Origin of the sequence: Mesorhizobium sp. B2-5-3, assembly GCF_006441005.1 — a bacterium.
Lineage (GTDB): Bacteria > Pseudomonadota > Alphaproteobacteria > Rhizobiales > Rhizobiaceae > Mesorhizobium.
Genome location: NZ_VFUS01000002.1, coordinates 343,928 through 365,687, shown reverse-complemented (window position 1 = coordinate 365,687; position 21,760 = coordinate 343,928). Strand labels below are relative to the sequence as shown.

The following is a 21,760-nucleotide window of genomic DNA, read 5'->3' as shown; positions in this document are numbered from 1 at the left end:
CCCGAGAACCATCATGGTTCTCGGGCCGTTGCCTTTGCGATGGCGGCGTCGCTGACAGGCAGACGCGGCAGGCTGCCGGCGAAATTCAGGCTGAACGCCCATCGAAGTCGAAGATCGACAAGGCGGACGGATCGACATCGGCGACACAGTTGACGTTAATGTAGGCGCTGCGTTCACTCCCCTCGCGCACATCCTCGGCGAAAGGATGGATGCCGCAGGTGCGACAGAAGCGGTGCGCGATGGCGCAGTTGCCGAATGTGTAGGTGCCGATCTCGTCGCTCCAGGCCAGCACCCGCAGCGCCTGATGCGGAACGGCGCACAGCAAGGCGCCCTTGCGCGAGCAGATCGAGCAATTGCACCGCACGGCTTCGGTCAGTTCCGCCTCGAACTCGAAAGCGACCTTGCCGCAATGACAGCTGCCTTTGTAGAGCATCGTTCTCTTCCTTGCGTCCGCCAGGGGTGCAAAACCGCCCGCGCCGGGTTAAGTCTCGGCACGCCACGCGCTGGCTGCTAAGCTTAAGACGTCCCAGAGGTCCGGAGTCCGACACCGAAGATGCAATCCGTCCGCGATCACCTGGAAACTATCCTTGCGCGTCTCGCCGCCCGTGCCGGTGAAGAACGTGTGTTCACGAAACTCTATATCGAAGCCGCGCGAGCCGCAGCCGATGCCGCCGACGCGCGGCGGAGGGCCGGCGTGAGGCTCGGACCGCTCGACGGAACGATCATTTCGATCAAGGACCTGTTCGATGTCTGCGGCGAGGCGACCACGGCCGGATCGCTGCTGCTCAAGGATGCTGCGCCGGCAATTGGCGACGCCATGATTGTGCGCCGGCTGCGGCAAGCCGGCGCGGTGATCATCGGCAAGACCAACATGACCGAGTTCGCCTTTACCGCCATCGGCGACAACCAGCACTATGGCACGCCCGGCAACGCGACCGATGCCGACCGCATTCCCGGCGGCTCTTCCTCCGGCGCCGGCGTTTCCGTCGGCGAGGGGACGAGCGAAATCTCCATCGGTTCCGACACTGGCGGATCGATCCGTATTCCGGCGGCACTCAACGGCGTCGTCGGCTTCAAGCCGACGGCGCGGCGGGTGCCGCTCACAGGCGCCTTTCCACTGTCGGCCACGCTGGACTCGGTCGGCCCGCTCGCCCGCACCGTGGCGCAATGCGCCGCAGCCGATGCGGTGATGGCGGGCGAGGACTTGGCGCTGCCGGCGCCACTCGCCCTTGCGGGGTTGCGCATCGGTCTCCCGCGCGGCGTGCTTTTCGGAGAGACTGAAGGCGCGGTGGCAGCAGCGTTCGAGCGCTGCCTCGGCAAGATCGAGCAGGCCGGCGCACGGGTCGCGGACCTGTCGATCGACGACCTGATCGCGGACCTTCGCGCGGTCACAAAACGTGGTTCGATCGCCGCGATGGAAGGGGCTGAAGTGCATGCAGACTGGTTGGCGGCAGGCGCTCCGGTGCCGGTTGACCCGCATGTGAGCGGACCCTTGTCGCGGGCGGCAATGCTGCCGACCCCGGTTTACATCAGGGCACTGCGTCGCCGTGCTGCGTTGGCCGCCGCCACGGATGAGCGGCTGACGTCGGTCGATGTGCTGGCCCTGCCAACCACGCCGGTGACGGCGCCGACCATCGTCTCCCTGGCGCAAGATGCCGGTCTGCGCGATCGCACGGAGGGCCTGCTGCTGCGCAACACGCAGGTGGCCAACCAGTTCGATCTCTGCGCGATCTCGCTGCCGATACCAGGCATGGCGCTGCCGGCCGGCTTGATGCTGGTGGCGCGCCACGGCCATGACCGCCGTCTGCTGAGCATCGCCGCTGAAGTGGAGAGATTGCTGGGCGGCTGATCGGGACTGAACCGAATGTCAGTGTGAAGAGCAGTGCTTGCGTTCGCTGTCCTTGGCGGCGCGCTCGACGGCCGTCGCGATCAGCCACGGCAGGCTGTATTGCTTGCCGGTGATGGTCTGGGTGCGTCGCTCGATCGATCCCCTGACGACAATCTTGCCGGCAGAGAGCGCATCCGACGCCTCGACCATCGCCTTGTCCTTCGTCGGCAATCCGCCGGTGTCGATCGACACGCCCTTGATGATCTTGCCGGTGGCGAGGTCGAGCACGCTGTTCGATGGGCAGGGAGCCTTGAAGCAGCGCAGCCCGTTGTCGCAATAGACATAGCTGCTTTTGGCCGCGGCGAGCGAGGGCAGCAGGCCCGCTGAAGTGGTGGCAAGGCAAAGGAATGCGAGGCGGAGAACGGACATGGCTCCAGCGTCGCGAAGAATTGGGGCGAAACGGCGATGGTCTAGCTGTCGGCGGGAAACCGTCGCCGATAGTGCCCGACCACTTCCGGGTTGCGCAGATTGACCGGCAATTTGCCTGCCAGCACCAGCAGGGCCTCGCCGGCCGCGCCAACGCCCATGCGCATCATCGATTCCTCGGTGATGCCGGCCATGTGCGGGGTGATGACGACATTGTCGAAGCTGAAATAGGGATGATCCGGTGGCAGCGGCTGCGTCGAGAACACGTCGAGCGCGGCACCGCCGATGCGGCGCTCCCGCAAGGCCTCGATCAGCGCGTCGTCATCGACGACGGGCCCGCGCGACACGTTGATCAGCAGCGCGTTGGGTTTCATGCGCGATATGCGTTCGCGGCTGATCAGGCCGCGCGTTTCCGGCGTCAGCGGACAGCACAGGACGATGATGTCGCTCTGCTCGACCAGCGCGTCGATCGACAGGAAGCCGACCTTGTCCGGCGCCGGCTGCATGCTGCGGGTCGTTGCGACCACTTTCAGGTCGAACCCATGCGCGGCGATATGGCCAACGGCCTGTCCGACGGCGCCGAGACCGACGATGCCGATCGTCTTGCCGGCGAGCTCGATGTTGGAATTGGCGTGCTCGCGACCGGCAAGCCAGCCCTTGGCGCGCAGGTCGCGGTCGACGACACGAAACTGCCGAAGCAGGGCGAGGGCTGCAAACATCACATGCTCGGCCACCGAGCGTGCGTTGACCGCCGGCACGTTGGCGACCAGCACACCTGCCGCGGTCGCTGCTTCCATCGGGATCATGTCGAGCCCGGCGCCATGGCGGATCGCTGCCCGCAACCTGGTGGCACCCTCGAACAACAGTGGCGGCAGGGGCGCGCGCACAATGACGATGTCGGCATTCCTCGCCTCGGCGGCCAGCGTGCCCGGATCGATGGCCGAGGCGACGACAAGCTCACCCGCCCCCGCCAGCATGGCCGCGGCGCGCGGATGCAGTCTGTGCGTCGACAGGATGCGCGTCATCCCCGTCAGGCCTGTTCGAGCGTCGGGTTTTGCGGCGCCGCCCCGAGGCCTTCGATCAGCCCCTTCCAGTAGCTTTCCGCGCCCTGCAGGTGGGCGCTCATCAGCGCCTGGGCGAGATTGCCGTCGCGCCGCAGCAGCGCCTCGTATATCTGGATGTGTTCGGCATGCGAGCGCACGCTGCGCTCCGGATCGTTGAAGTAGATCGGCAGGCGCTGCTCGCCCATCAAATAGTAAACGCTGCAGATGTTGTGGAAGACGCCATTCTTGGTGGCGCGCACGATCTCGAGATGGAATTCGCGGTCCTCCTTGGCGAGGCCTTCACCTGCCGCGATGCGTTCTTCCGAGGCCTTCAGGATCTCGCGCAGCCGTTCGAAATTCTCCTCGGTGGCACGCGAGCATGCAAGTTCGGCCGCCTTGATCTCATGGATCTTGCGCAATTCGACCGTCTCGTAGATCTGCAAGGGATCGAGCGGCAGGCCGGCGCGCGCGAACAGCGCCAGCGCCTCGACGCTGGCCTGCTTGGTGTCGATATAGATGCCGGACTTGGCCCTGCGCTCGACGATGCGCATGGCCTCGAGAATGGCCAGCGCCTCGCGGATCTGGCCGCGGCTGACGCCGAAATGCTCCGCCAGTTCGCGTTCCGACGGGGTTCGGCCCGTCTCCTTGTCGGAATGGGAGAACAGATAGGCGGCAAGCTCCGCGAGAAGGTTGTTTTCTTTCATCGTCAATTGCGTTGCGCGTGCGCCTCCAGGAATCGCTCCGAAATGGTGAATCCCAATCCGGGTTTTTCGGGGATCGCTATCATACCGTCCCTGGCTTCGACAGTCTCTTCGACAAGGTCGTGGATCATCGGATTGGCACCGAGCGAATATTCGACGGTGAAGCTCGACGGCGAGGCGGCGCAGACATGCAGCCCGGCGAAGAAGCAGGGCGCGCCGGCCCATAGATGCGGCGCAAAGCGCAGGTTGAAGGCGCTGGCGATGGTTCCGATCTTCATGGCCTCGCTGATGCCGCCGCAGAAGGCGGGATCGGGCTGGAAGATGTCGGCGGCCTTGAGCACGGCGAGGTCGCGGAAGGCATAGCGGGTCGCATCGCTTTCGCCGGTGGCGATCGGTATGGCGCCGGAGGCACGGACTTCGGCAAGGCCGGACTTGTCGTCGGCGATCACCGGCTCCTCGAACCAGGCAAGGTCGAGATCGCCGGCGAGATGGATGAAACGCTTGGCCTCCGCCACCGTATAGGTGCCATGGGCGTCGACCATCAACTCGACGTCGGGGCCGAGCGCCTCACGGGCGGCGCGAACGCGAGCGGCCGACACATGCGCGGCGCCATCCATGGCGCCGATGCGCATCTTCAGCGCCTTGAAGCCGCCCCTGGCGACATAGGATTTGAGCTGGTCGCCGATCGCGTCGGCGGACGCCCAGCCACCCGAGGCGTAGGCCGGCATGCGATCGAGCTTGCGCCCACCGATCAGCCGCCAGACCGGCTGCCCGAGCGATTTGCCCAGTATGTCCCAGAGCGCGATGTCGACGGCGCTGATGGCGGCCACGCTCATGCCGCGCCGCGCCAGCTGCGGCATGGCATGGCCGGCGCGCGCCGCGCTGTCGTGGCGCACGCCGTTGTAGAGCATTTCCCAGATGATGCCGATATCGGCCGGATCGCGGCCGACGAGCTGCGGCCCGACCTCGCGGTTCAGCATATGGACGAGCGCACCATAGCTGCCGGCGCTGCCGGCGGCGTTCTTGCCTTCGCCCCAGCCGACCAGCCCGTCATCGGTTTCGATGCGCAGGATGGCGGCGTCGAAGGTCGTCACCTGACCGAAATCGCTGCGGTGCTGCTTGGCCGCCTCGATCGGTATGCGAATCCACCAGGCCTGGACGCTTTTGATGCGCATGGTCTTCCCCGGCCCTGCCGCCGGATGGCGGGAGGGCTCATTCCCAATCGGATCGGCTACTTGATCAGCGGCAGCAACGTTTCGGCAGTGATCCGCATCTGGTCGGTGTAGAACTTTTCCGTCAGCACGCTGGAGCCGTGATCCTGGATGAATTTGAGCTGCTCGGGCGAGATGTCGACCGGGTGGCGTTCGACCATGTCGGGGTAGGGCGCGGCCGGGGTGCGGTCGACAGGCGCGACGAACTCGTTGGTCAGCGCCCCGTCATAGCCGACCTCCCGCAAGGTCGCGACGATCTTCGGCCAGTCGATCTGGCCAAGGCCTGCGGCGAAGCGGTTATTATCGGCGACATGGAAGTCGAACAGGCGCTTCCCGACCTTACGGATCGCGTCGTAAACGTTAAATTCCTCCATATGGAGGTGGTAGGCGTCCAGGCAGACGCCACATTCCGGGCTGACAGCGTCGGCCAATGCCAGGGCCTGGGCGCCGCGATTGAACAGGTAGGTCTCGAAACGGTTGAGTGGCTCGACCGCGATCTTGACGCCGACCTTCTTGGCGTGGGTGAAGCACTCCCTGGTGGCATCGACCACCCACTTCCATTCCTCTTCCTCGGTGCCGTCCGGCACGACCTTGCCGACGGTCGCGGGAACCAGCGTGATGATCTCGCCGTCGAGTTCGCTGACCATGGTCAACACGTCCTTGACGTATTGCACGGAGCGCTCGCGCTGGCCCTGGTCCCGGGCGGCAAGGTTGCGTTCGCCCAGCATCAAGGTCACGGCGCCCCAGCAGCGTATGCCGTGCTCCTTCAGGAGCGCGCGCGTCTCCTTGGTCTTGTATTGGTCGGGCTCGCCGGAAATCTCGATCGACTCATAGCCGAATTTCTTGATGCGCTTGAGCGTCGTCTCCAACGGTTCCGCGCGCATCCAGTTGTGCGTCGAAAGATGCATGGTCTGTCCTTCCCGGATCGTCCCTAATGGTTCGCCTGCAACATGCCGTCACCGGATGTGACGGACGGTTCCTCCCCAAGGCGTTCCAGCATTTCTTCGCAAACTGGTTCGACCAATTGGGCCCAAGACGAGGTCTACAGCAATTTCCCACGCGCGGCAAGAACTGTGCGATGGCAACTTGATGTCTGGATTACTCCATTGATTATATTGGACTATGCTGCCCTCCCGTGGCACGGTGGAGGGCTCTGAATGTGAGTGGCAAGGCTTGACCAAATCGCCACGTTTGGTAATACCAGAATGACAATGCACGCAAGTGACCGTTGAGAACAGACCAAAGTGGCTGGCTCTGTCTTCAATCGGCGCTATGCTCGGGCGCGACAACAATGAGGGAGGATGCCGATGCCGAGGACGATGAAGGGCCCTGGACTGTTCCTGGCGCAGTTCGCGGGCGATGCAGCGCCGTTCAATTCGCTTGCATCGATCACAAAATGGGCGGCCGGCCTCGGCTATAAGGGCGTGCAGATCCCGACCTGGGACGCGCGCTTGTTCGACCTCCAAAAGGCTGCGTCTTCCAAGGCCTATTGCGACGAGGTGAAGGGCATCTGTGCCGACGCCGGCGTTGAGATCACCGAACTATCGACGCATCTGCAGGGGCAATTGGTGGCGGTGCATCCGGCCTATGACGCGCAGTTCGACGGCTTTGCGCCGGCTTCGGTGCACAACAACCCCAAAGCGCGGCAACAATGGGCGGTCGAACAGATGCAGTTCGGGGCCAAGGCGTCGCGCAATCTCGGGCTCGACGTCTCGGTGAGCTTCAGCGGCGCGCTGGCTTTCCCCTACCTCTATCCCTGGCCACAGCGGCCGGCCGGATTGATCGAAGAGGCGTTCGCAGAACTAGGCAAGCGCTGGAAGCCGATCCTCGATGTCTACGAGGACAATGGCGTCGACGTCGGCTACGAAATCCATCCCGGCGAGGATGTGTTCGACGGGGCGACGTTCGAGATGTTCCTCGACGCGGTCGGCGGCCACAAGCGCTGCAACATCAATTACGATCCGTCGCACTTCCTGTTGCAGCAGCTCGACTATCTCGAATTCATCGACATCTACCACGAGCGCATCAAGGCCTTCCACGTCAAGGACGCCGAGTTCAATCCGACCGGGCGGCAAGGCGTTTATTCCGGCTACCAGAGCTGGACGAACCGCGCCGGCCGCTTCCGCTCGCTGGGCGACGGACAAGTGGATTTCGGCGGCATCTTCTCCAAGCTGACGCAGTACAATTATGATTCCTGGGCGGTGCTGGAGTGGGAGTGCTGCCTGAAGCATCCGGAAGATGGCGCGGCCGAAGGCGCGCCCTTCATCCAGCACCACATTATCCGGGTGACGGAGAAGGCGTTCGACGATTTCGCCGGCGGTGCCACGGATAAGAAGGTGCTGCGCGCCATGATGGGAATCTAGCGCGGGTTTTCCCTCTCCCTCGAGGGGGAGGTATCTCAGACACGAGGGAGACGACATGGTCGGTGCATCGAAGTCGGAAACGGGAGGCGGCCCGATCCGCTATGGCATGGTCGGTGGCGGGCAAGGCGCTTTCATCGGCGCGGTGCACCGGATCGCGGCGCGCATGGACAATGAGTTCGTGCTGGTCGCCGGCGCGCTGTCGTCCGATCCGGCGCGCGCCAAGGCCTCTGCCGCCGAGCTCGGGCTCGACCCTTCGCGCAGCTACGCGTCCTATGCCGAGATGGCCAAGGCCGAGGCAAAGCGCCCGGATGGCATCGAGGCGGTGGCCATCGTCACTCCGAACAATGTGCATGTGCCGGCGGCCAGGGCGTTTCTTGAAGCCGGCATCCATGTCATCTGCGACAAGCCGCTGGCGACGACGCTGGCCGAGGCAAAGAAGCTCGCGGCGATCGTCGAGAAGACCGGCAAGGTGTTCGTGCTGACCCACAATTACACCGCCTATCCGATGATCCGCCAGGCGCGCGAGATGGTGGCCAAGGGCGTGCTCGGCGACATCCGCATCGTGCAGTCGGAATATCCGCAGGACTGGCTGACGGAGGACCTTGCCGCCACCGGTCAAAAACAGGCGGCGTGGCGTTCCGACCCCAAGCAGGCCGGTGCCGGCGGCGCGCTCGGCGACATCGGCACGCATGCCTACAATCTTGCCCGCTTTGTCTCCGGGCTGGAACTCGACACGCTGTCGGCCGATCTCGACGCCTTCGTGCCGGGACGGCAGCTCGACGACAATGTCAACGTGATGCTGCGCTTCAAGCCGGTCGGCAAGACGCATGCGGCAAAAGGCATGATCTGGGCAAGCCAGGTGGCGCCCGGCCATGAGAACGGGCTGAAGCTGCGCATCTATGGTTCGAAGGGCGGGCTGGAATGGGTGCAGGCCGATCCGAACTATCTCTGGTATACGCCGTTCGGCCAGCCCAAGCAGCTGATCACCCGCAACGGCGCCGGCGCGCTGCCGGTGGCGGGCCGTGTCAGCCGCGTTCCCTCCGGCCATCCCGAAGGCTATCTCGAAGGCTTCGCCAACATCTACCAGGAGGCCGCACGCGCCATCCGCGCCGCGCGGCGCAAGGGCGGCAAACCTGCCAAGGACGTCGTGTTCCCGACCATTCAGGACGGCGTGGAGGGCATGGCCTTCATCGAGGCCTGCGTGAAATCGTCGAAGAAGAATGGAGCGTGGACGAAACTTTAAATTGACCTCGCGGGGGATCATTTTGGGGAGGGGCGTCGATGAAAATCGGCATGTGCATGTTCTTGTGGACGACGGCCGTATCGAAGAAGCACGAGCCATTGCTTCGCGACATCAAGGCCACCGGCTTCGACGGCGTCGAGATACCGATCTTTGCCGGCATGCCGGACGACTACAGAAAACTCGGCGAGCTGCTCGATCGCATAGGGCTTGAACGGACCGCCGTTTCAGCGATGGGCGATCCGGCGATGAACCTGATCTCGGCCGATGCGGCAACGCGCAAGGCCGGTGTCGACTACATGAAATGGGCGATCGATTGCGCAGATGCCCTCGGCGCCAGAACGCTGAGCGGCCCCTTGCATTCGACGCTCGGCGCCTTTTCCGGGTCCGGCCCGACCGCGGCCGAGAAGAAACGCTCCGTCGCCTCGCAGCGCGCCATCGGCGATCATGCCGGCAAGCGGAACGTCACCATCGGGCTCGAGGCGCTCAACCGCTTCGAATGCTATCTCCTCAACACGATGGCCGACCTGTCGGAGCATATCGATGCCATCGACCGGCCGCACATCAAGGCGATGTACGACACCTTCCACGCCAATATCGAGGAGGCAGACCCGATCGGCGCCTATACGAAGCATCGCAGGAATGTCGTGCATATCCATATATCGGAGAACGATCGCGGCGTGCCGGGGCGCGGCAACATCCCCTGGAAGGAAACATTCTCGGCCATCCGCAAGAGCGGCTACGACGACTGGCTGACGATCGAGGCGTTTGGACGTTCGCTGAAGGATCTCGCGGCGGCGACCAAGGTGTGGCGCGATTTTTCCGAGAGCCCGGAAGCGGTTTATCGGGATGGATATAAGCATATCAAGAACGGGTGGAAGAAGGCCGCCTAGGTGCCTTGGTCGGGCGATAGTGACGCGAACAAGACCTGCGTCGGCGACCTTTGGCGGATAGAAAGAAGCCTCGGCCTAGGGCGACAGGCGTCAGCCAGGACGGCCTGGCGCCATTCCTCTCCCCCGTCGATCGGGGGAGAGGTGTCGAGCGCAGCTCGACGGAGTGGGGGTCGACCCTTGGCGCGGCACCATACGATGCCCGCGCTTATGCGTCACAAGGTTAGCCCAGTTCGGCCTGCAACCTGTTGTAGTCATGAATCGTCCGGCTCAGCCTGCGGCGCAGGAAATTGGAAATGTTGTCGAAGATGAAGACCACGACCAGCGTCAGCAGCACCATGTAGAAGACGTTGGCCCAGTTGGAATTGGTGCGCATCGCTTCCCACAGTTTCAGGCCGATGCCGCCGGCACCGACGGCGCCGATGATGGTCGCGCCCCTGGTGTTGGATTCCCACTGATAGAGCGTCTGGCTGATGAACACCGGCACCACTTCCGGCAGTACGCCGTAGCGCTGCACCAGAAGACGGTTGGCGCCTGTCGACACAACACCCTCGCGCGGCTTGTCATCGATGTTCTCCAGCGCCTCGGAATAGGTTTTGCCGAGCGTGCCGATCTCGGTGAAGAAGATCGCGGCGCTGCCGGCCAGCGGACCCGGTCCGAAGGCGCGCGTGAAGAACAGTGCCCAGATCAGCATATCGATGGAGCGCATGAAGTCGAAGAAGCGCTTGAGCAGTTGGTTGACCAGCCGGTTGGGGGTGATGTTGCGGGCGGCGAAGAAGGCGAGCGGGAAGGCGACGATGCCGCCGAGCGCGGTGCCGAGAAAGGCCATGACGATGGTCTGCAACAGCTTTGTCCAGACATCGCCATGCTGCCACTGCGCATTGTTCCAGATGTTGTTGCCGGCGAGCGCCAGATTGGAGGTACCCGCTTTCAGCTCGGGGCCCGACGTGATCAGTGACACCACCTCGCCGGCGGATTTTCCGAAGAAGGGCGAGCGTGTGTCGAAGACGAAGTTCGCCCAGCCGAGAAAGCGCTTGCGGATCCTGACGCGATCGGGGGCGACGCGGACCTCGCCGGCGAAGCCCATGTCGGCGACGACCTCATCCTCATGCACGGTGACCCAGTCGGGAACAGGTCCCGAGACCAGCGGCTTGCCGCTGTCCAGCGCCACCGCCACGCTCGTCCCAGCGGCGACGATCGTTGCTCGTGCCTTGTCGAAGGTGACCGACTTCGCCGTGCCGTCGATCAGGACCGTCACCGAACCGTCGGCGTTGGTCTTGACCCAATCCGGGTGGGGATTGGGGCCGAGTACAGAAAAGCGGGGGTATTTGGCCGTTATCTGCGGCTCGTCGAGGCGGAAGATCGGCTGCACGTCGTAACTGATCCACTGGGTCAGGAACAGCGGCAGCCGCTCCCAATGCGATTCCCGCAGCACTTGCGGCAGATTGAAGAACCACAGCGCGTAGAGCAGGTAGAGCAAGATGCCGCCAAGCAGCAGCAGCGGCCCGAAGCGCTTGTGGAACGGCCGGCGGAACACTTGCGGGAAGCGTTCCTCGATCGACTGAATTTCGGCGGCGGTCATGATCAGGCGCTCATCACAAAGGCCTGTTCGCCGACCAGCTTGCGGCGCAGCCAGGCGGAGAACTGGTCGACGATGAAGATGGTCGTGAACAGGAGCAGCACCAAGGCTATCGTCTTGGCGCCGAAGCCGCGCGAGATCGACAGCTTCAGCTCCTCGCCGATACCCCCGCCGCCGACCGCGCCCATAATGGTGGAGATGCGCACGTTGATCTCGATCCTGAGCAGCGTATACGACATGAAATTGGGCAGCACCTGCGGCAGGCCGGCAAAGCGTACCCGTTCGAACCAGTTGGCGCCGACGGCCCGCAGGCCTTCCTCGGCGCGCATGTCGATATTCTCGTTGATCTCATAGAACAGCTTGCCCAACGCGCCGATCGAATGCAGACCGATGGCGATGATGGCGGCGATCGGACCTATCGAAACGATGGCCGCGAACAGGCCGGCGATGACGATCTCGGGAAAAGCCCGCAGCAGTTCCATGAAGCGCTTGACGACAAGCCGCAGCAGCGGATGCGGCGTCAGGTTGCGCGCCGCGATGAAGGAGAACGGCACGGCGAAGACGAAACCAATTGATGTCGAGACCAGCGCCACGTTAAGCGTGGTCAGCATCAGCTCGAAATATTCGGGGATGTAGAAGCCGCCCCAGACATAGGCGCGGCCGAGCGGAAAGTTGAATTCCTGCGTGCCCGTGTCATGGGGGGAGGCGATGTCGAACAGCGCCCGCCAGACATCGTTCCAGTCCTTGGGAACGAGCCAGCTCAGGAAATCCAGTATGTGCGGAAGCCGGTCGAAGAAGTGTCCGGCATTGGCATCGTCGGCGAACCACATGGTGCCGCCGAGTGCGACCAACAGCAGGCCGACGCCGATGGCGGTGTAGAGCCGGCGCAAGGAGGTCTGGCGACGCCAGGCGTCGGCCATCTGGTGCGTGGCGCCGGAAGGAGCTGTCAGGGAAAGGGTCATGGTCGGAGATGCAAGAAGGGCGGCGTTTTCTCGACGCCGCCCTTCCTGACTTCTGCCTTTAGCCGCCGATGGCTGCCTTACGGGCTTCGACGATGACGTTGTAGAAATCCGCCTTCACCGGAACGTAGCCGGTAAAATCACCGCCTTCGACGCCTTCGAAGCAAGCCTTGTCCTTCTTGGGCAGGTCGGTGAAGAAGGCCGCCAGCTTGGCCGTCATCTCGTCGCCGAGCGCCGTGCGCACGACCAGCGGACCGTTCGGGATCAGGCCCGAGCGCCAGACCTCGACGAAGTCGTTGGGGTCGACGGCGCCCTTGGCGACTTCCTTGTGGAAGGTGCCGGAGGTGTAGCCGTCCTTGAAGTCGCCGATGCCGGAGGAATCGTCCACGGCCACGTCGACCTTGCCGTCTCGCACGGCGAGCACATTGTTCTCATGGCCGCCATTGAACTGGGTCGAGGCGAAGAAGGTCTCGTTCGACGCGCCCGTGTCCTTCGGAATCTGCGTCAGCGGGATCAGATAGCCGGAGGTCGAATCCGGATCGGCGTAGCCGAGCTTCTTGCCCTTGGCCGACTTGATGTCGGTGATGCCGGAAGACTTCAGCGCCAGGCCGATCGAATAGTAGCCGGTCGCGCCGTCGGTCTGCTGGGTGGTGAGGATCGGGGTCACCGCCTTGGGATCCTTGAGGACGACGCTGGCATAGCCGGAAGCGCCGAGTTCGGCGAAGTCGAGCGTGCCGCCGAGAAGGCCCTGGATGACACCGTCATAGTCAGCGGCCGGAAACAGCGAGACCTTCTCGAAGCCGAATTCAGCCTTCAGGTGATCGGCGAGGCACTGGTAGTTGCGCAGCCGGTCGGTTTCGTTCTCGCCGCCGAGGATGCCGACGCGGAATTCCTTCATATCGGCGGCATGCGCCGCGCCGGTGGCCATTGCGAGCACCGAAACGGCGCTGAAAACCATCTTCCTGAACATCTGATTTCTCTCCTGTAGGTTCCGGCCCCGCGCCGGCGGCGTTGGTGATTTTGACGGGTGCCCTGACGCGGGCTGGCGATCCATGTCCGCTCTCAGTAACCCGGGAACGCGGGTTCGAGCGGTCCGGCAGATGCGGCGATCTTTTGCTTGAAGGCAACGCTGGTGGAGGTGATGGCCTCGGAGATTTCGCCGCCATTGCTGTCGGCGCCATAGACGAGACGGACGGCCTCGCGGTTAAGCTCCTCCGGCGGCCCGTCGAACACGACCTTGCCCGCGGCCATGCCGATGATGCGGTTGCAATAGGTACGGGCGGTGTCCAGCGTGTGCAGGTTGGTGACCACGGTGATGCCTTCGCGCAAATTGATGTCCTGCAGCGAATCCATCACCACCTTGGCGTTGAGCGGGTCGAGCGAAGCGATCGGTTCGTCGGCCAGGATCACCCGGGGCTGCTGCATCATGGCGCGGGCAATGGCGACACGCTGCTGCTGGCCGCCCGACAAGGTGCCGGCGGGCTGCAGCGCGGTACGGGCGATGTCGAGCCGCTCGAGGGCCGCGACCGCCTGCGCACATTCGGTTCGCGAGAACATGCCGAAAAGGTTCGACAGGGTCGGACGATGGTTCAGCCGGCCGAGCAGCACATTGGTCAGCACGTCGAGGCGCGGCACAAGGTTGAATTGCTGGAAGATCATGGCGCAGTCGCGCTGCCAGCGCCTGAGCGGCGAACCGCGCAATTGCGAGACCTCGGCTCCGTCGAAGAAAATCGATCCATGGCTGGGATCGATGAGGCGGTTGATCATACGCAGAAGGGTCGACTTGCCGGCGCCGGAACGGCCGATGACGCCGACCATCTGACCCTGCGGGATCGAGATGCTGACATCGTTAACGGCGGTGTTCTTGCCAAATCGTCGGGTGACGCCGCGGATTTCGAGCGTGGCTGACATGGTGCGTTCCCGTCCAGTCGCGGTTGAAGGTCCTGTTGACCCTCGCTAGCGCAGCGCCATGAACCTGCGGTGTCGGATTGATGTCAGTTTTGTTACCACCCACAGCCGTGTCGTGCGCGATCAGGCCAGGACCATCAGTTCCTCGAAATGCTCCACGTCCCTGAAGCTGCGGAAGGCAGGCGGCTTGAGAAGACAGCCCCCTGTCCGAACTCTATGTAAGGGATGCGAATGGTGAGCAGCCCTATTCCATTCACCACCGTCATCCATCGTATTTTTCCAGGAAAGCTTCGGCCTCGAGCTGACGGAAATCGTCGAGTGCGGCGCGCAGCCTTGCATGGTCCCAATCCCACCAGGCCAGCGCCTGGTAGCGCTCGGCGGTGCGGCGGTCGAAGCGCTCGCGGATCGGCTTTGCCGGCACGCCGGCGACGATGGTGTAGGGAGCGACATCCTTCGATACCACCGCACCGGCGCCGACCGCGGCACCGTCGCCAATGGTGATGCCGGGCAGGACCGTCGAGCCGTGGCCGAGCCAAGTGTCGTGACCGATGAAAATACGCCTGGCACGGCGCTCAGCGAAAAATTCGCTCTCATGTTCGGCATCGTCCCAATAGTCCGAGGCGCGGTAGGTGAAATGGTGCAGCGTCGGCCGCCAGGTCGGATGGTTGGTGGCGTTGATGCGCACACTTGCCGCAATATTGGAGAACTTGCCGATCGTAGCACACCAGACGGCGCAGTCCTGCATCATGTAGGAATAGTCGCCGAGTTCGCTTTCCGAAACCCGACAGCGATCGGCGATTTCGGTCCAGCGGCCAAGCCTCGAATTCTCCACGTCCGCCGTCGGATGAACCAGCGGCGTCTCCGACAATTTCCTGCTCATGCGGCGAGCTTTCCCGGGGCGAAGGCGGTGACGTCGATGATGCGGTCGGCCACCGCTTCGCGCACATCATGGTCGTGGAAGATGCCGAGCAGGGCGACGCCTGCCGCCTTCTTGGCGGCGATGAGTTCGATCACCACATCGCGGTTCCTTGCGTCGAGCGAAGCGGTCGGCTCGTCAAGCAGCAGGATCGGGTGCCTGGTGATGAAGCCGCGCGCGATGTTGACGCGCTGCTGCTCGCCGCCGGAGAAGGTCGCCGGCGGCAATGCCCAGAGTTTTTCCGGCAGGTTAAGCTGCGCCAGCAGGGCGCGCGCCTTGCTTCTTGCTGCTTCGCGATCCTCGCCGCGCTCTACGAGCGGCTCAGCGACGACGTCGAGCGCCGATACGCGGGGCACGGTGCGCAGGAACTGGCTGACATAGCCGATGGTCTGGCGGCGCACGGCAAGCACGGTGCGCGGGCTGGCGCTGGCAAGGTCGATCAGCCCGTCTTCGTGCCTGACGATGATCTGGCCTTCGTCGGCGGCGTAATTGCCGTAGAGCATTTTCAGGATCGAACTCTTGCCGGCCCCGGACGGTCCGCCGAGCACGGTGCATTCACCGGCGCGGATCGAGAAGGAGACGCCGGCGACGACAGGCAGTTTGATGCCGTCGCGCAGATGCATGGTGAAGCTTTTGGCGAGATCGGAGACAACGAGAGGCGTCGGCATCAGAAGGTACTCCAATCGTTACTCGTTTGCGGGCAGGCCAGAGGGGGGTGACCTGGCGCCATCGTCAGACCTGCAGAATCGAAGAAACAAGCAATTGCGTATAGGGCGCGCGCGGGTCATCGAGCACGCGGTCGGTGAGGCCGCTTTCGACGACGCGGCCGTCCTTCATCACCATCATGCGCTGCGACAAAAGCCGCGCCACCGCGAGGTCATGGGTGACGACGATGGCGGCGAGGCCGAGATCGGTGACGAGGCCGCGCAGCAGGTCGAGCAGGCGCGCCTGCACCGAGACGTCGAGGCCGCCTGTCGGTTCATCCATGAACACCAGCCGCGGGCCGGTGACGAGGTTGCGGGCAATCTGCAGGCGCTGGCGCATGCCGCCGGAAAAGGCGCGCGGCTCGTCGTCGATGCGGTCTTCCTCGATCTCGACGCGCGACAGCCAGTCAACGGCGGTGGCGCGGATCTTGCCGTAGTGGCGGTCGCCCACCGCCATCAGCCGCTCGCCGACATTGGCGCCGGCCGACACCGTCATGCGCAAGCCGTCGGCCGGATTCTGGTGGACAAAGCCCCAGTCGGTGCGCATCAGGAAGCGGCGCTCGGCCTCGCTCATGCGGTAGAGTTCGCGGAACTGGCCGTCGCGCATGCGGTAGCTGGCGGTGCCGGATGAGGGCAACAGTCGTGTCGACAGGCAGTTGAGCAAAGTCGTCTTGCCGGAGCCGGATTCGCCCACGACAGCCAAGACTTCGCCCGGCCACAGATCGAAGGTGACGTTGTCGCAGCCGACGCGCGAGCCGTAGAATTTGGAGAGCGCCGAAACGCGCAGCAAGGGTTCTTCGGTCATTGTATCTCCTTACCCTCCCCCTTGTGGGGAGGGTCGGCGCGCAGCGCCGGGGTGGGGGCTGCCGATGGGTCGCTACCCCCACCTTCGGCGCGACCTCCCCACAAGGAGGAGGTAGGGGCGCTGCGCCGCTTCTCGCAGTGGTCGGTGTCGGAGCAGACGAACATGTGGCCGCCGTGATCATCGAGGATGACCTCGTCGAGATAGACGTTCTCGGCTCCGCATAGCGCGCAGGGCTGGTCGAAGGTCTGCACCTCGAACGGATGATCCTCGAAGTCGAGGCTGACCACATCAGTGAAGGGCGGCAGCGCATAGATGCGCTTCTCGCGGCCGGCGCCGAACAGCTGCAAAGCCGGCGAGCGGTGCATCTTGGGATTGTCGAATTTCGGCGTCGGAGACGGGTCCATCACATAGCGGCCCTCGACCTTCACCGGATAGGCATAGGTGGTGGCGATGCGGCCGTGCTTGGCGATGTCCTCATAGAGCTTCACATGCATGAGGCCGTATTCCTCCAGCGCATGCATCTTGCGCGTTTCGGTCTCGCGCGGCTCGAGGAAGCGCAGGGGCTCGGGTATCGGCACCTGATAGACCAGCACCTGGCCCGCGGCGAGCGGATGTTCGGGAATGCGGTGTCGGGTCTGGATGATGGTGGCGCTGGCCGTGTCGGTCGTCACCGCGACATTGGCGACCTTCTTGAAGAAGGCGCGGATCGAGACCGCATTGGTGGTGTCGTCGGCGCCCTGGTCGATGACCTTCAGCACATCGTCGGGGCCGATGATCGAAGCGGTAACCTGGACGCCGCCGGTGCCCCAGCCATAGGGCATCGGCATTTCGCGCGAGGCGAACGGCACCTGATAGCCGGGAATGGCGATGCCCTTGAGGATCGCGCGGCGGATCATCCGCTTGGTCTGTTCGTCGAGATAAGCGAAGTTGTAGCTGGCGATGTCGGTCGGTTGCGCGTTCATTCCGCGGCCTCTTTCTTCTCTTCAATCTTGCCGGGATTTTCGCGGGCGTCGTACTCGGCGCGCATGCGGCGCACGAGGTCGAGTTCGGCCTGGAAGTCGACATAATGCGGCAGCTTCAGATGTTCGACGAAGCCGGTCGCCTGGACGTTGTCGGAATGCGAGATGACGAATTCCTCGTCCTGGGCGGCGGCGACGACGTCCTCGCCGAGTTCGCTTGCGCGAAGAGCGCGGTCGCAGAGTGCCATGGCCATCGCCTTGCGCTCGCTCTGGCCGAAGACCAGGCCATAGCCGCGGGTGAATTGCGGTGGTGCCTTTGCCGAGCCCTTGAACTGATTGACCATCTGGCATTCGGTGACGCGCACCGTGCCGAGCGGCACCGCGAAAGGCAGTTCGGGCACGTCGAGCTCCAGCTCAACCTCGCCGATGCGGATCTCGCCGACGAAGGGATGGTTGCGGGCATAACCGCGCTGCGTGGAATAGCCGAGCGCCAGCAGGAACCCCTCGTCGCCGCGCGACAGTGCCTGCAGGCGGATGTCGCGGGCCATCGGGAACTCCAGCGGCTCGCGGGTGATGTCGCCGGGGACATGGTCCTGCGGCATGTCTCCGTCCGGCTCGATCAGCCCTTCGCGAGCGAGGATCGCCGAGACGCGCGGCATCGCCTGCGCTTCCGTCTCGCGCTGCAAGGGCGCGGCGACATCGGCGCCGGCGGCAAGCTCGGGATCGAGCAGCCGGTGCGTGTAGTCGAAGGTGGGCCCAAGCAACTGGCCGCCGGGCAGGTCCTTGTAGGTCGCCGAAACGCGACGTTCGACCAGCATGGTGGCGGTGTCGATGGCATTTGTATAGCCAAAGCGCGGCAGCGTGGTGCGGTAGGCGCGCACCAGGAAGATCGCCTCGATCATGTCGCCGCGCGCCTGCACGATAGCGAGTGCGGCGAGTTCGCGATCGTAAAGCGAGCCTTCGCTCATCACCCGGTCGACGCCGAGCGCCAGCTGTTCGACGATCTGGTCGAGGCGCAGTGCCGGTACCGAGCGGTCACCGCGCCGACGGTCAGCGAGCAGGCTGTGGGCGTTGGCGATCGCGGCTTCGCCGCCTTTTACCGCAACATACATCGCTAGGCCTCCGTCGTCTTGATGCGTGTCGTACGCGGCAGGCAGGCGAGGCTGTCATGTGCCGCCAGGATGATGTCGACGCCGCGCGGAAAGCGGTTGATGTTCTGCTTCCACTGCTCGATGAAATGACGCGGCATGCGGGCCGGCGCGATCGTCGCCGTCTTCTCGATGCCAGGACCTTCGAGCAGCAGCGGCGTGCCTGACGTGAGATCGCCGACCTGCAGGATCAATGTGGTCGAGCGGTCGGGATAGTCCTGCGTGCCTTGCGAGAAACCGTCGAGCGCCATCATCTCGGCCGGCGAGGCCACAAACGCGAAATGCGCGTCGGCCGGGGTGTTGGCCAGCGGCGCACCGCTGTGAAAGCCGAGCCAGGACATGACCGCTGCCGAGGCATGCAGGGCCGGGTCGAGCCAGAGCGGCGTGTCATTGTCGCACAATGCCAGCGCAACCGCGCCCGATGTCGCCGAAAGCGGCGCCGGCGGGCGGGCCAGGGCCGGCAAGGGTTGCACGCTGCCCGGCCGCGCCATTGCGTCCGTGACGGCGCGAAACACCGTCTGGGCGTTGAACACCGGATCGGCGAACCCGCCCTCGATCGATTGCGCTGCGATATCCATCAATCTTCTCCGCGAACCATGGTGAAGAAATCCACCTTCGTTGCCGCCGTTTCGGCGCGGCGCCTTTCTCGTGCCGTGGTCAAGGCAGCCCGCAGCGGCGCGAGAAGGCCCGCTTCGACCGCCTCTCGGTGGGCGGGGTCCTGCCACAGCGCGTCGGCGATGGCCGCCAGCTTCGCCTTCTGCTTGTCGCGGCCGAGCGCATAGCAATGGCCGACCTGTCCGGACGGCAGGCGCACTGTGGCGCGGGTCACGGTGGCCTCGCCGACATTGAACGGCGCGCCGCCGCCGCCGATGCGGCCGCGCATGGTAACCAGGCCGGTCTCGGGACCGCGCAGCAGTTCGGCCTCGGCAGGCAGGCCGGATTCGTTCCAGAGGCGAACGATGTCGTCGCCGCTGGACTGCGCCAGGGTTGCCATGGCCGCCTTGCGTTCGGCCTGGTCGCGCGCTTCCTGTCCTCGCATGAGCAACATCCTTGCTTCTAATTTGTCTATTGATATAGACAACCATACGAATTATACCCATTACCTAACGCGAGTCCATGACGGGTGCGTGACAGGGGCCGGCCAGGGGCGAAACCGTGAACGGAAAACACGTGGCTGACGGTATCGAGCGGCGCAGCGGCGTCTCGTTGTGGCGCCAGATCGCCGACCGAATCCTGCAATCGATCGCTGCCGGCGATTTCGCCGAGAATGCCGCGCTGCCGCCGGAGGTGGCGCTGGCCGAGCGCTATGGCGTCAACCGTCACACGGTGCGCAGCGCCATCGCGGCGCTCGTGCAAGACGGGGTACTGCGGGCCGAGCAGGGGCGCGGCACTTTCGTGCTGTCGCGCAAGCGGCTGTCCTATCCGATCGGCGCGCGCACGCGATTTTCAACCGGCTTGCAGGGCCAGGCGTCGGAGCGGCACATCGTGCTCCTGGCCTCATCGGTCGAGCCCGCCAGCCGGCGCGTCGCCGAAGCCCTGGGCGTTGCCAGGGGATCGGATGTGATTCGCCTGGAGACGCGCGGCGAGGCCGATGGGAAGCCGGTGTCGCGCGCTTCCGGCTGGTTCGACGCCAGGCGCTTCGCCGGCATCGATGTGGCCATGGCCGAGACCGGGTCGATCACCGCATCGCTCAAGCGTTTCGGCATAGACGATTATCTCAGGCAATCGACGGTGCTGTCGGCGCGTCACGCCGATGCTTCCGACCTTGCCGACCTCGATCTGCAGCCGGGCGGCATCGTGCTGGTCACGGTGGCCGTCAACATGACGCCGGACGGCCGGCCGATCCAATTCGCCGAGGCGCGCTTCCCGGCGGAGCGGGTGGAGCTGAAACTGTCGGCGCTGTAGGGCGTGTCGGCCTTATACTAACGCTGGTACCAGACCAGCTCGGTTGTCAGCGGCTTGGCGTTTGGGGGTCGACCTGCGCGGGGCGTCGTCAACTCAGGCCGGGTTCACCGCCTGCCATCTTATGCCCCCACCTCGATCACGGCCTTGATCAGGCCGGATTTCTCATGCGCCCAGCGGGCGAGGTCACGTGGCGTGTCGGCAAGCGTGGTGCGGTGGGTGACGAGCTTGGCCAGCGGCACGGCGCCATCGCGGATCGAGGCGGCGACGTGGTCGAAATCGGCCCGCAAGGCATTGCGGCTGCCGACAAGCGTCATCTCGCGCTTGTGGAATTCGGGGTCGGAAAAGGCGATGTCGTCCTTGACGACGCTGACCAGCACCAATGTCCCGCCATGCGCGACATGAGCGAAGGCCGACTGCACCGAGCCGGTGTTGCCGGTGGCGTCGAAGACCACGTCGAAGCCTTCGCCTGATGTCGCTTCGCTGACCAGATCGGATGCCGCGCCGCGCGACCCGTCGAGGGTCTTGAAGCCGAGTTCATTGGCGGCGAAGCCGAGCCTTTCGCTGCTCATGTCGAGCAGCGTCACGTCGAGCCCGGCGATGCGGGCGAAGATGGCGGTGCCGAGCCCGATCGGTCCGGCGCCGATGACGAGCGTCCGTGCGCCGGGATCGGCACGCGAGCGCCGCACCGCATGGGCGCCGATGGCCAGGAATTCGACGGCCGCGGCATCGGCCAACGACAGGCCGTTGGCTGGATAGAGGTTTTGTTCCGGGATAAGGATCTGTTCGCACATGGCGCCGTCGCGATGCACGCCGAGCACTTCGATCCGGACACAGCAATTGGGTTTACCGTGCCGGCAGGCGATGCATTTGCCGCACGCCAGATAGGGATTGAGGATGACCGGCTCGCCCGTGGCAAGACCAACGCCTTCGCCCGCCTCGACGATGGTCCCCGACACTTCATGGCCCATGATGCGGGGGTAGGCGAGGAAGGGATGCTTGCCCTCGAAGATGTGGTAGTCGGTGCCGCAGATGCCGACATGGCTGACCGCCACCAGCGCCCAGCCGGGAGGCGGCGAGCCAGCCGCGGGACGGTCTTCCACGACAAGGTCGCCGGGCGAACGGCAGACAACGGCTTTCATGCTTCAATCCAGTCGGTTCATGGAATCGTCGGCCGA

Annotated in this window: 23 protein-coding genes; 5 read left to right on the top strand and 18 right to left on the bottom strand. The window is 64.5% G+C overall.

Translation table 11 applies throughout. The features are described 5' to 3' along the window. Positions 1 to 85: 85 nt before the first annotated feature. Positions 86 to 433, bottom strand: a complete 348-nt coding sequence (locus tag FJ867_RS06380; protein ID WP_140547393.1) for a GFA family protein — start codon at positions 431 to 433, stop codon at positions 86 to 88. Positions 434 to 553: 120 nt separating this feature from the next. On the opposite strand from FJ867_RS06380, the gene FJ867_RS06375 reads away from it, so the two are divergent. Continuing rightward, positions 554 to 1,849, top strand: coding sequence for an amidase (locus tag FJ867_RS06375; protein WP_140816822.1), 1,296 nt, complete (start codon positions 554 to 556; stop codon positions 1,847 to 1,849). Between the two features lie 18 nt (positions 1,850 to 1,867). On the opposite strand, the gene FJ867_RS06370 is transcribed toward FJ867_RS06375, so the two are convergent. Genes FJ867_RS06370 through FJ867_RS06350 form a run of 5 tightly spaced genes read right to left on the bottom strand, consistent with a single transcriptional unit; the run spans position 1,868 to position 6,117 of the window. Beyond that, positions 1,868 to 2,257 (bottom strand): hypothetical protein, encoded by a 390-nt coding sequence (locus tag FJ867_RS06370; RefSeq protein ID WP_140522584.1) that lies wholly within the window; start codon positions 2,255 to 2,257, stop codon positions 1,868 to 1,870. Between the two features lie 41 nt (positions 2,258 to 2,298). After that, the gene (locus tag FJ867_RS06365; protein ID WP_140500385.1) at positions 2,299 to 3,279 is read right to left on the bottom strand and encodes a hydroxyacid dehydrogenase; all 981 of its coding nucleotides are present in this window, start codon (positions 3,277 to 3,279) and stop codon (positions 2,299 to 2,301) included. 5 nt (positions 3,280 to 3,284) lie between these two features. After that, positions 3,285 to 4,001, bottom strand: coding sequence for a FadR/GntR family transcriptional regulator (locus FJ867_RS06360; protein ID WP_140513801.1), 717 nt, complete (start codon positions 3,999 to 4,001; stop codon positions 3,285 to 3,287). 2 nt (positions 4,002 to 4,003) lie between these two features. Continuing rightward, complete coding sequence (locus FJ867_RS06355) at positions 4,004 to 5,173, bottom strand: mandelate racemase/muconate lactonizing enzyme family protein (RefSeq protein ID WP_140500381.1); 1,170 nt, start codon at positions 5,171 to 5,173, stop codon at positions 4,004 to 4,006. 56 nt (positions 5,174 to 5,229) lie between these two features. Further along, positions 5,230 to 6,117, bottom strand: coding sequence for a sugar phosphate isomerase/epimerase (locus FJ867_RS06350; RefSeq protein WP_140500380.1), 888 nt, complete (start codon positions 6,115 to 6,117; stop codon positions 5,230 to 5,232). Positions 6,118 to 6,516: 399 nt separating this feature from the next. Here FJ867_RS06350 and FJ867_RS06345 point away from each other — a divergent pair, with 399 nt between their 5' ends. The 3 genes from FJ867_RS06345 to FJ867_RS06335 are packed head-to-tail and all read left to right on the top strand — an operon-like array spanning position 6,517 to position 9,705. Then, positions 6,517 to 7,572 (top strand): sugar phosphate isomerase/epimerase, encoded by a 1,056-nt coding sequence (locus tag FJ867_RS06345; protein WP_140522580.1) that lies wholly within the window; start codon positions 6,517 to 6,519, stop codon positions 7,570 to 7,572. Between the two features lie 55 nt (positions 7,573 to 7,627). Then, positions 7,628 to 8,815, top strand: coding sequence for a Gfo/Idh/MocA family oxidoreductase (locus FJ867_RS06340; RefSeq protein WP_140500376.1), 1,188 nt, complete (start codon positions 7,628 to 7,630; stop codon positions 8,813 to 8,815). Positions 8,816 to 8,853: 38 nt separating this feature from the next. Continuing rightward, positions 8,854 to 9,705 (top strand): sugar phosphate isomerase/epimerase, encoded by an 852-nt coding sequence (locus tag FJ867_RS06335; RefSeq protein WP_140676621.1) that lies wholly within the window; start codon positions 8,854 to 8,856, stop codon positions 9,703 to 9,705. 220 nt (positions 9,706 to 9,925) lie between these two features. Here FJ867_RS06335 and phnE (FJ867_RS06330) read toward each other — a convergent pair whose 3' ends face one another. The 11 genes from phnE (FJ867_RS06330) to phnG all read right to left on the bottom strand — a co-directional run bounded on the left by phnE (FJ867_RS06330) (position 9,926) and on the right by phnG (position 19,719). Next, positions 9,926 to 11,284: a phosphonate ABC transporter, permease protein PhnE gene (gene phnE, locus FJ867_RS06330; RefSeq protein ID WP_140664938.1), complete on the bottom strand. Its 1,359-nt coding sequence runs from the start codon at positions 11,282 to 11,284 to the stop codon at positions 9,926 to 9,928. 2 nt (positions 11,285 to 11,286) lie between these two features. After that, positions 11,287 to 12,243, bottom strand: a complete 957-nt coding sequence (gene phnE / locus FJ867_RS06325; protein ID WP_140558348.1) for a phosphonate ABC transporter, permease protein PhnE — start codon at positions 12,241 to 12,243, stop codon at positions 11,287 to 11,289. A 58-nt stretch (positions 12,244 to 12,301) separates the two neighbouring features. Then, positions 12,302 to 13,210, bottom strand: coding sequence for a phosphonate ABC transporter substrate-binding protein (gene phnD / locus FJ867_RS06320; protein ID WP_140500369.1), 909 nt, complete (start codon positions 13,208 to 13,210; stop codon positions 12,302 to 12,304). A gap of 92 nt (positions 13,211 to 13,302) precedes the next feature. Continuing rightward, positions 13,303 to 14,151 (bottom strand): phosphonate ABC transporter ATP-binding protein, encoded by an 849-nt coding sequence (gene phnC, locus FJ867_RS06315; protein WP_140500368.1) that lies wholly within the window; start codon positions 14,149 to 14,151, stop codon positions 13,303 to 13,305. A 259-nt stretch (positions 14,152 to 14,410) separates the two neighbouring features. Beyond that, positions 14,411 to 15,028, bottom strand: a complete 618-nt coding sequence (locus FJ867_RS06310; protein WP_140816820.1) for a DapH/DapD/GlmU-related protein — start codon at positions 15,026 to 15,028, stop codon at positions 14,411 to 14,413. Beyond that, a complete protein-coding gene (phnL, locus tag FJ867_RS06305; RefSeq protein WP_140816818.1) occupies positions 15,025 to 15,732 on the bottom strand; it encodes a phosphonate C-P lyase system protein PhnL in 708 nt (235 codons plus the stop codon). The genes FJ867_RS06310 and phnL overlap by 4 nt, the downstream gene beginning before the upstream one ends. A gap of 64 nt (positions 15,733 to 15,796) precedes the next feature. Continuing rightward, positions 15,797 to 16,573, bottom strand: a complete 777-nt coding sequence (gene phnK / locus FJ867_RS06300; protein ID WP_140816816.1) for a phosphonate C-P lyase system protein PhnK — start codon at positions 16,571 to 16,573, stop codon at positions 15,797 to 15,799. Beyond that, complete coding sequence (locus FJ867_RS06295) at positions 16,570 to 17,535, bottom strand: alpha-D-ribose 1-methylphosphonate 5-phosphate C-P-lyase PhnJ (protein ID WP_246675020.1); 966 nt, start codon at positions 17,533 to 17,535, stop codon at positions 16,570 to 16,572. The genes phnK and FJ867_RS06295 overlap by 4 nt, the downstream gene beginning before the upstream one ends. Then, positions 17,532 to 18,644, bottom strand: a complete 1,113-nt coding sequence (locus tag FJ867_RS06290; RefSeq protein WP_140816814.1) for a carbon-phosphorus lyase complex subunit PhnI — start codon at positions 18,642 to 18,644, stop codon at positions 17,532 to 17,534. The genes FJ867_RS06295 and FJ867_RS06290 overlap by 4 nt, the downstream gene beginning before the upstream one ends. Positions 18,645 to 18,646: 2 nt before the next feature. Continuing rightward, positions 18,647 to 19,258, bottom strand: a complete 612-nt coding sequence (phnH, locus tag FJ867_RS06285; RefSeq protein ID WP_140816812.1) for a phosphonate C-P lyase system protein PhnH — start codon at positions 19,256 to 19,258, stop codon at positions 18,647 to 18,649. Further along, positions 19,258 to 19,719, bottom strand: coding sequence for a phosphonate C-P lyase system protein PhnG (gene phnG, locus FJ867_RS06280; RefSeq protein ID WP_140816810.1), 462 nt, complete (start codon positions 19,717 to 19,719; stop codon positions 19,258 to 19,260). The genes phnH and phnG overlap by 1 nt, the downstream gene beginning before the upstream one ends. Before the next feature lie 116 nt (positions 19,720 to 19,835). Between phnG and phnF the strand changes: the two genes are divergently transcribed. After that, positions 19,836 to 20,585, top strand: a complete 750-nt coding sequence (phnF, locus tag FJ867_RS06275) for a phosphonate metabolism transcriptional regulator PhnF (protein WP_140513789.1) — start codon at positions 19,836 to 19,838, stop codon at positions 20,583 to 20,585. Between the two features lie 119 nt (positions 20,586 to 20,704). On the opposite strand, the gene FJ867_RS06270 is transcribed toward phnF, so the two are convergent. After that, positions 20,705 to 21,724, bottom strand: a complete 1,020-nt coding sequence (locus FJ867_RS06270) for a zinc-binding alcohol dehydrogenase family protein (protein WP_140816809.1) — start codon at positions 21,722 to 21,724, stop codon at positions 20,705 to 20,707. Between the last annotated feature and the right edge of the window lie 36 nt (positions 21,725 to 21,760).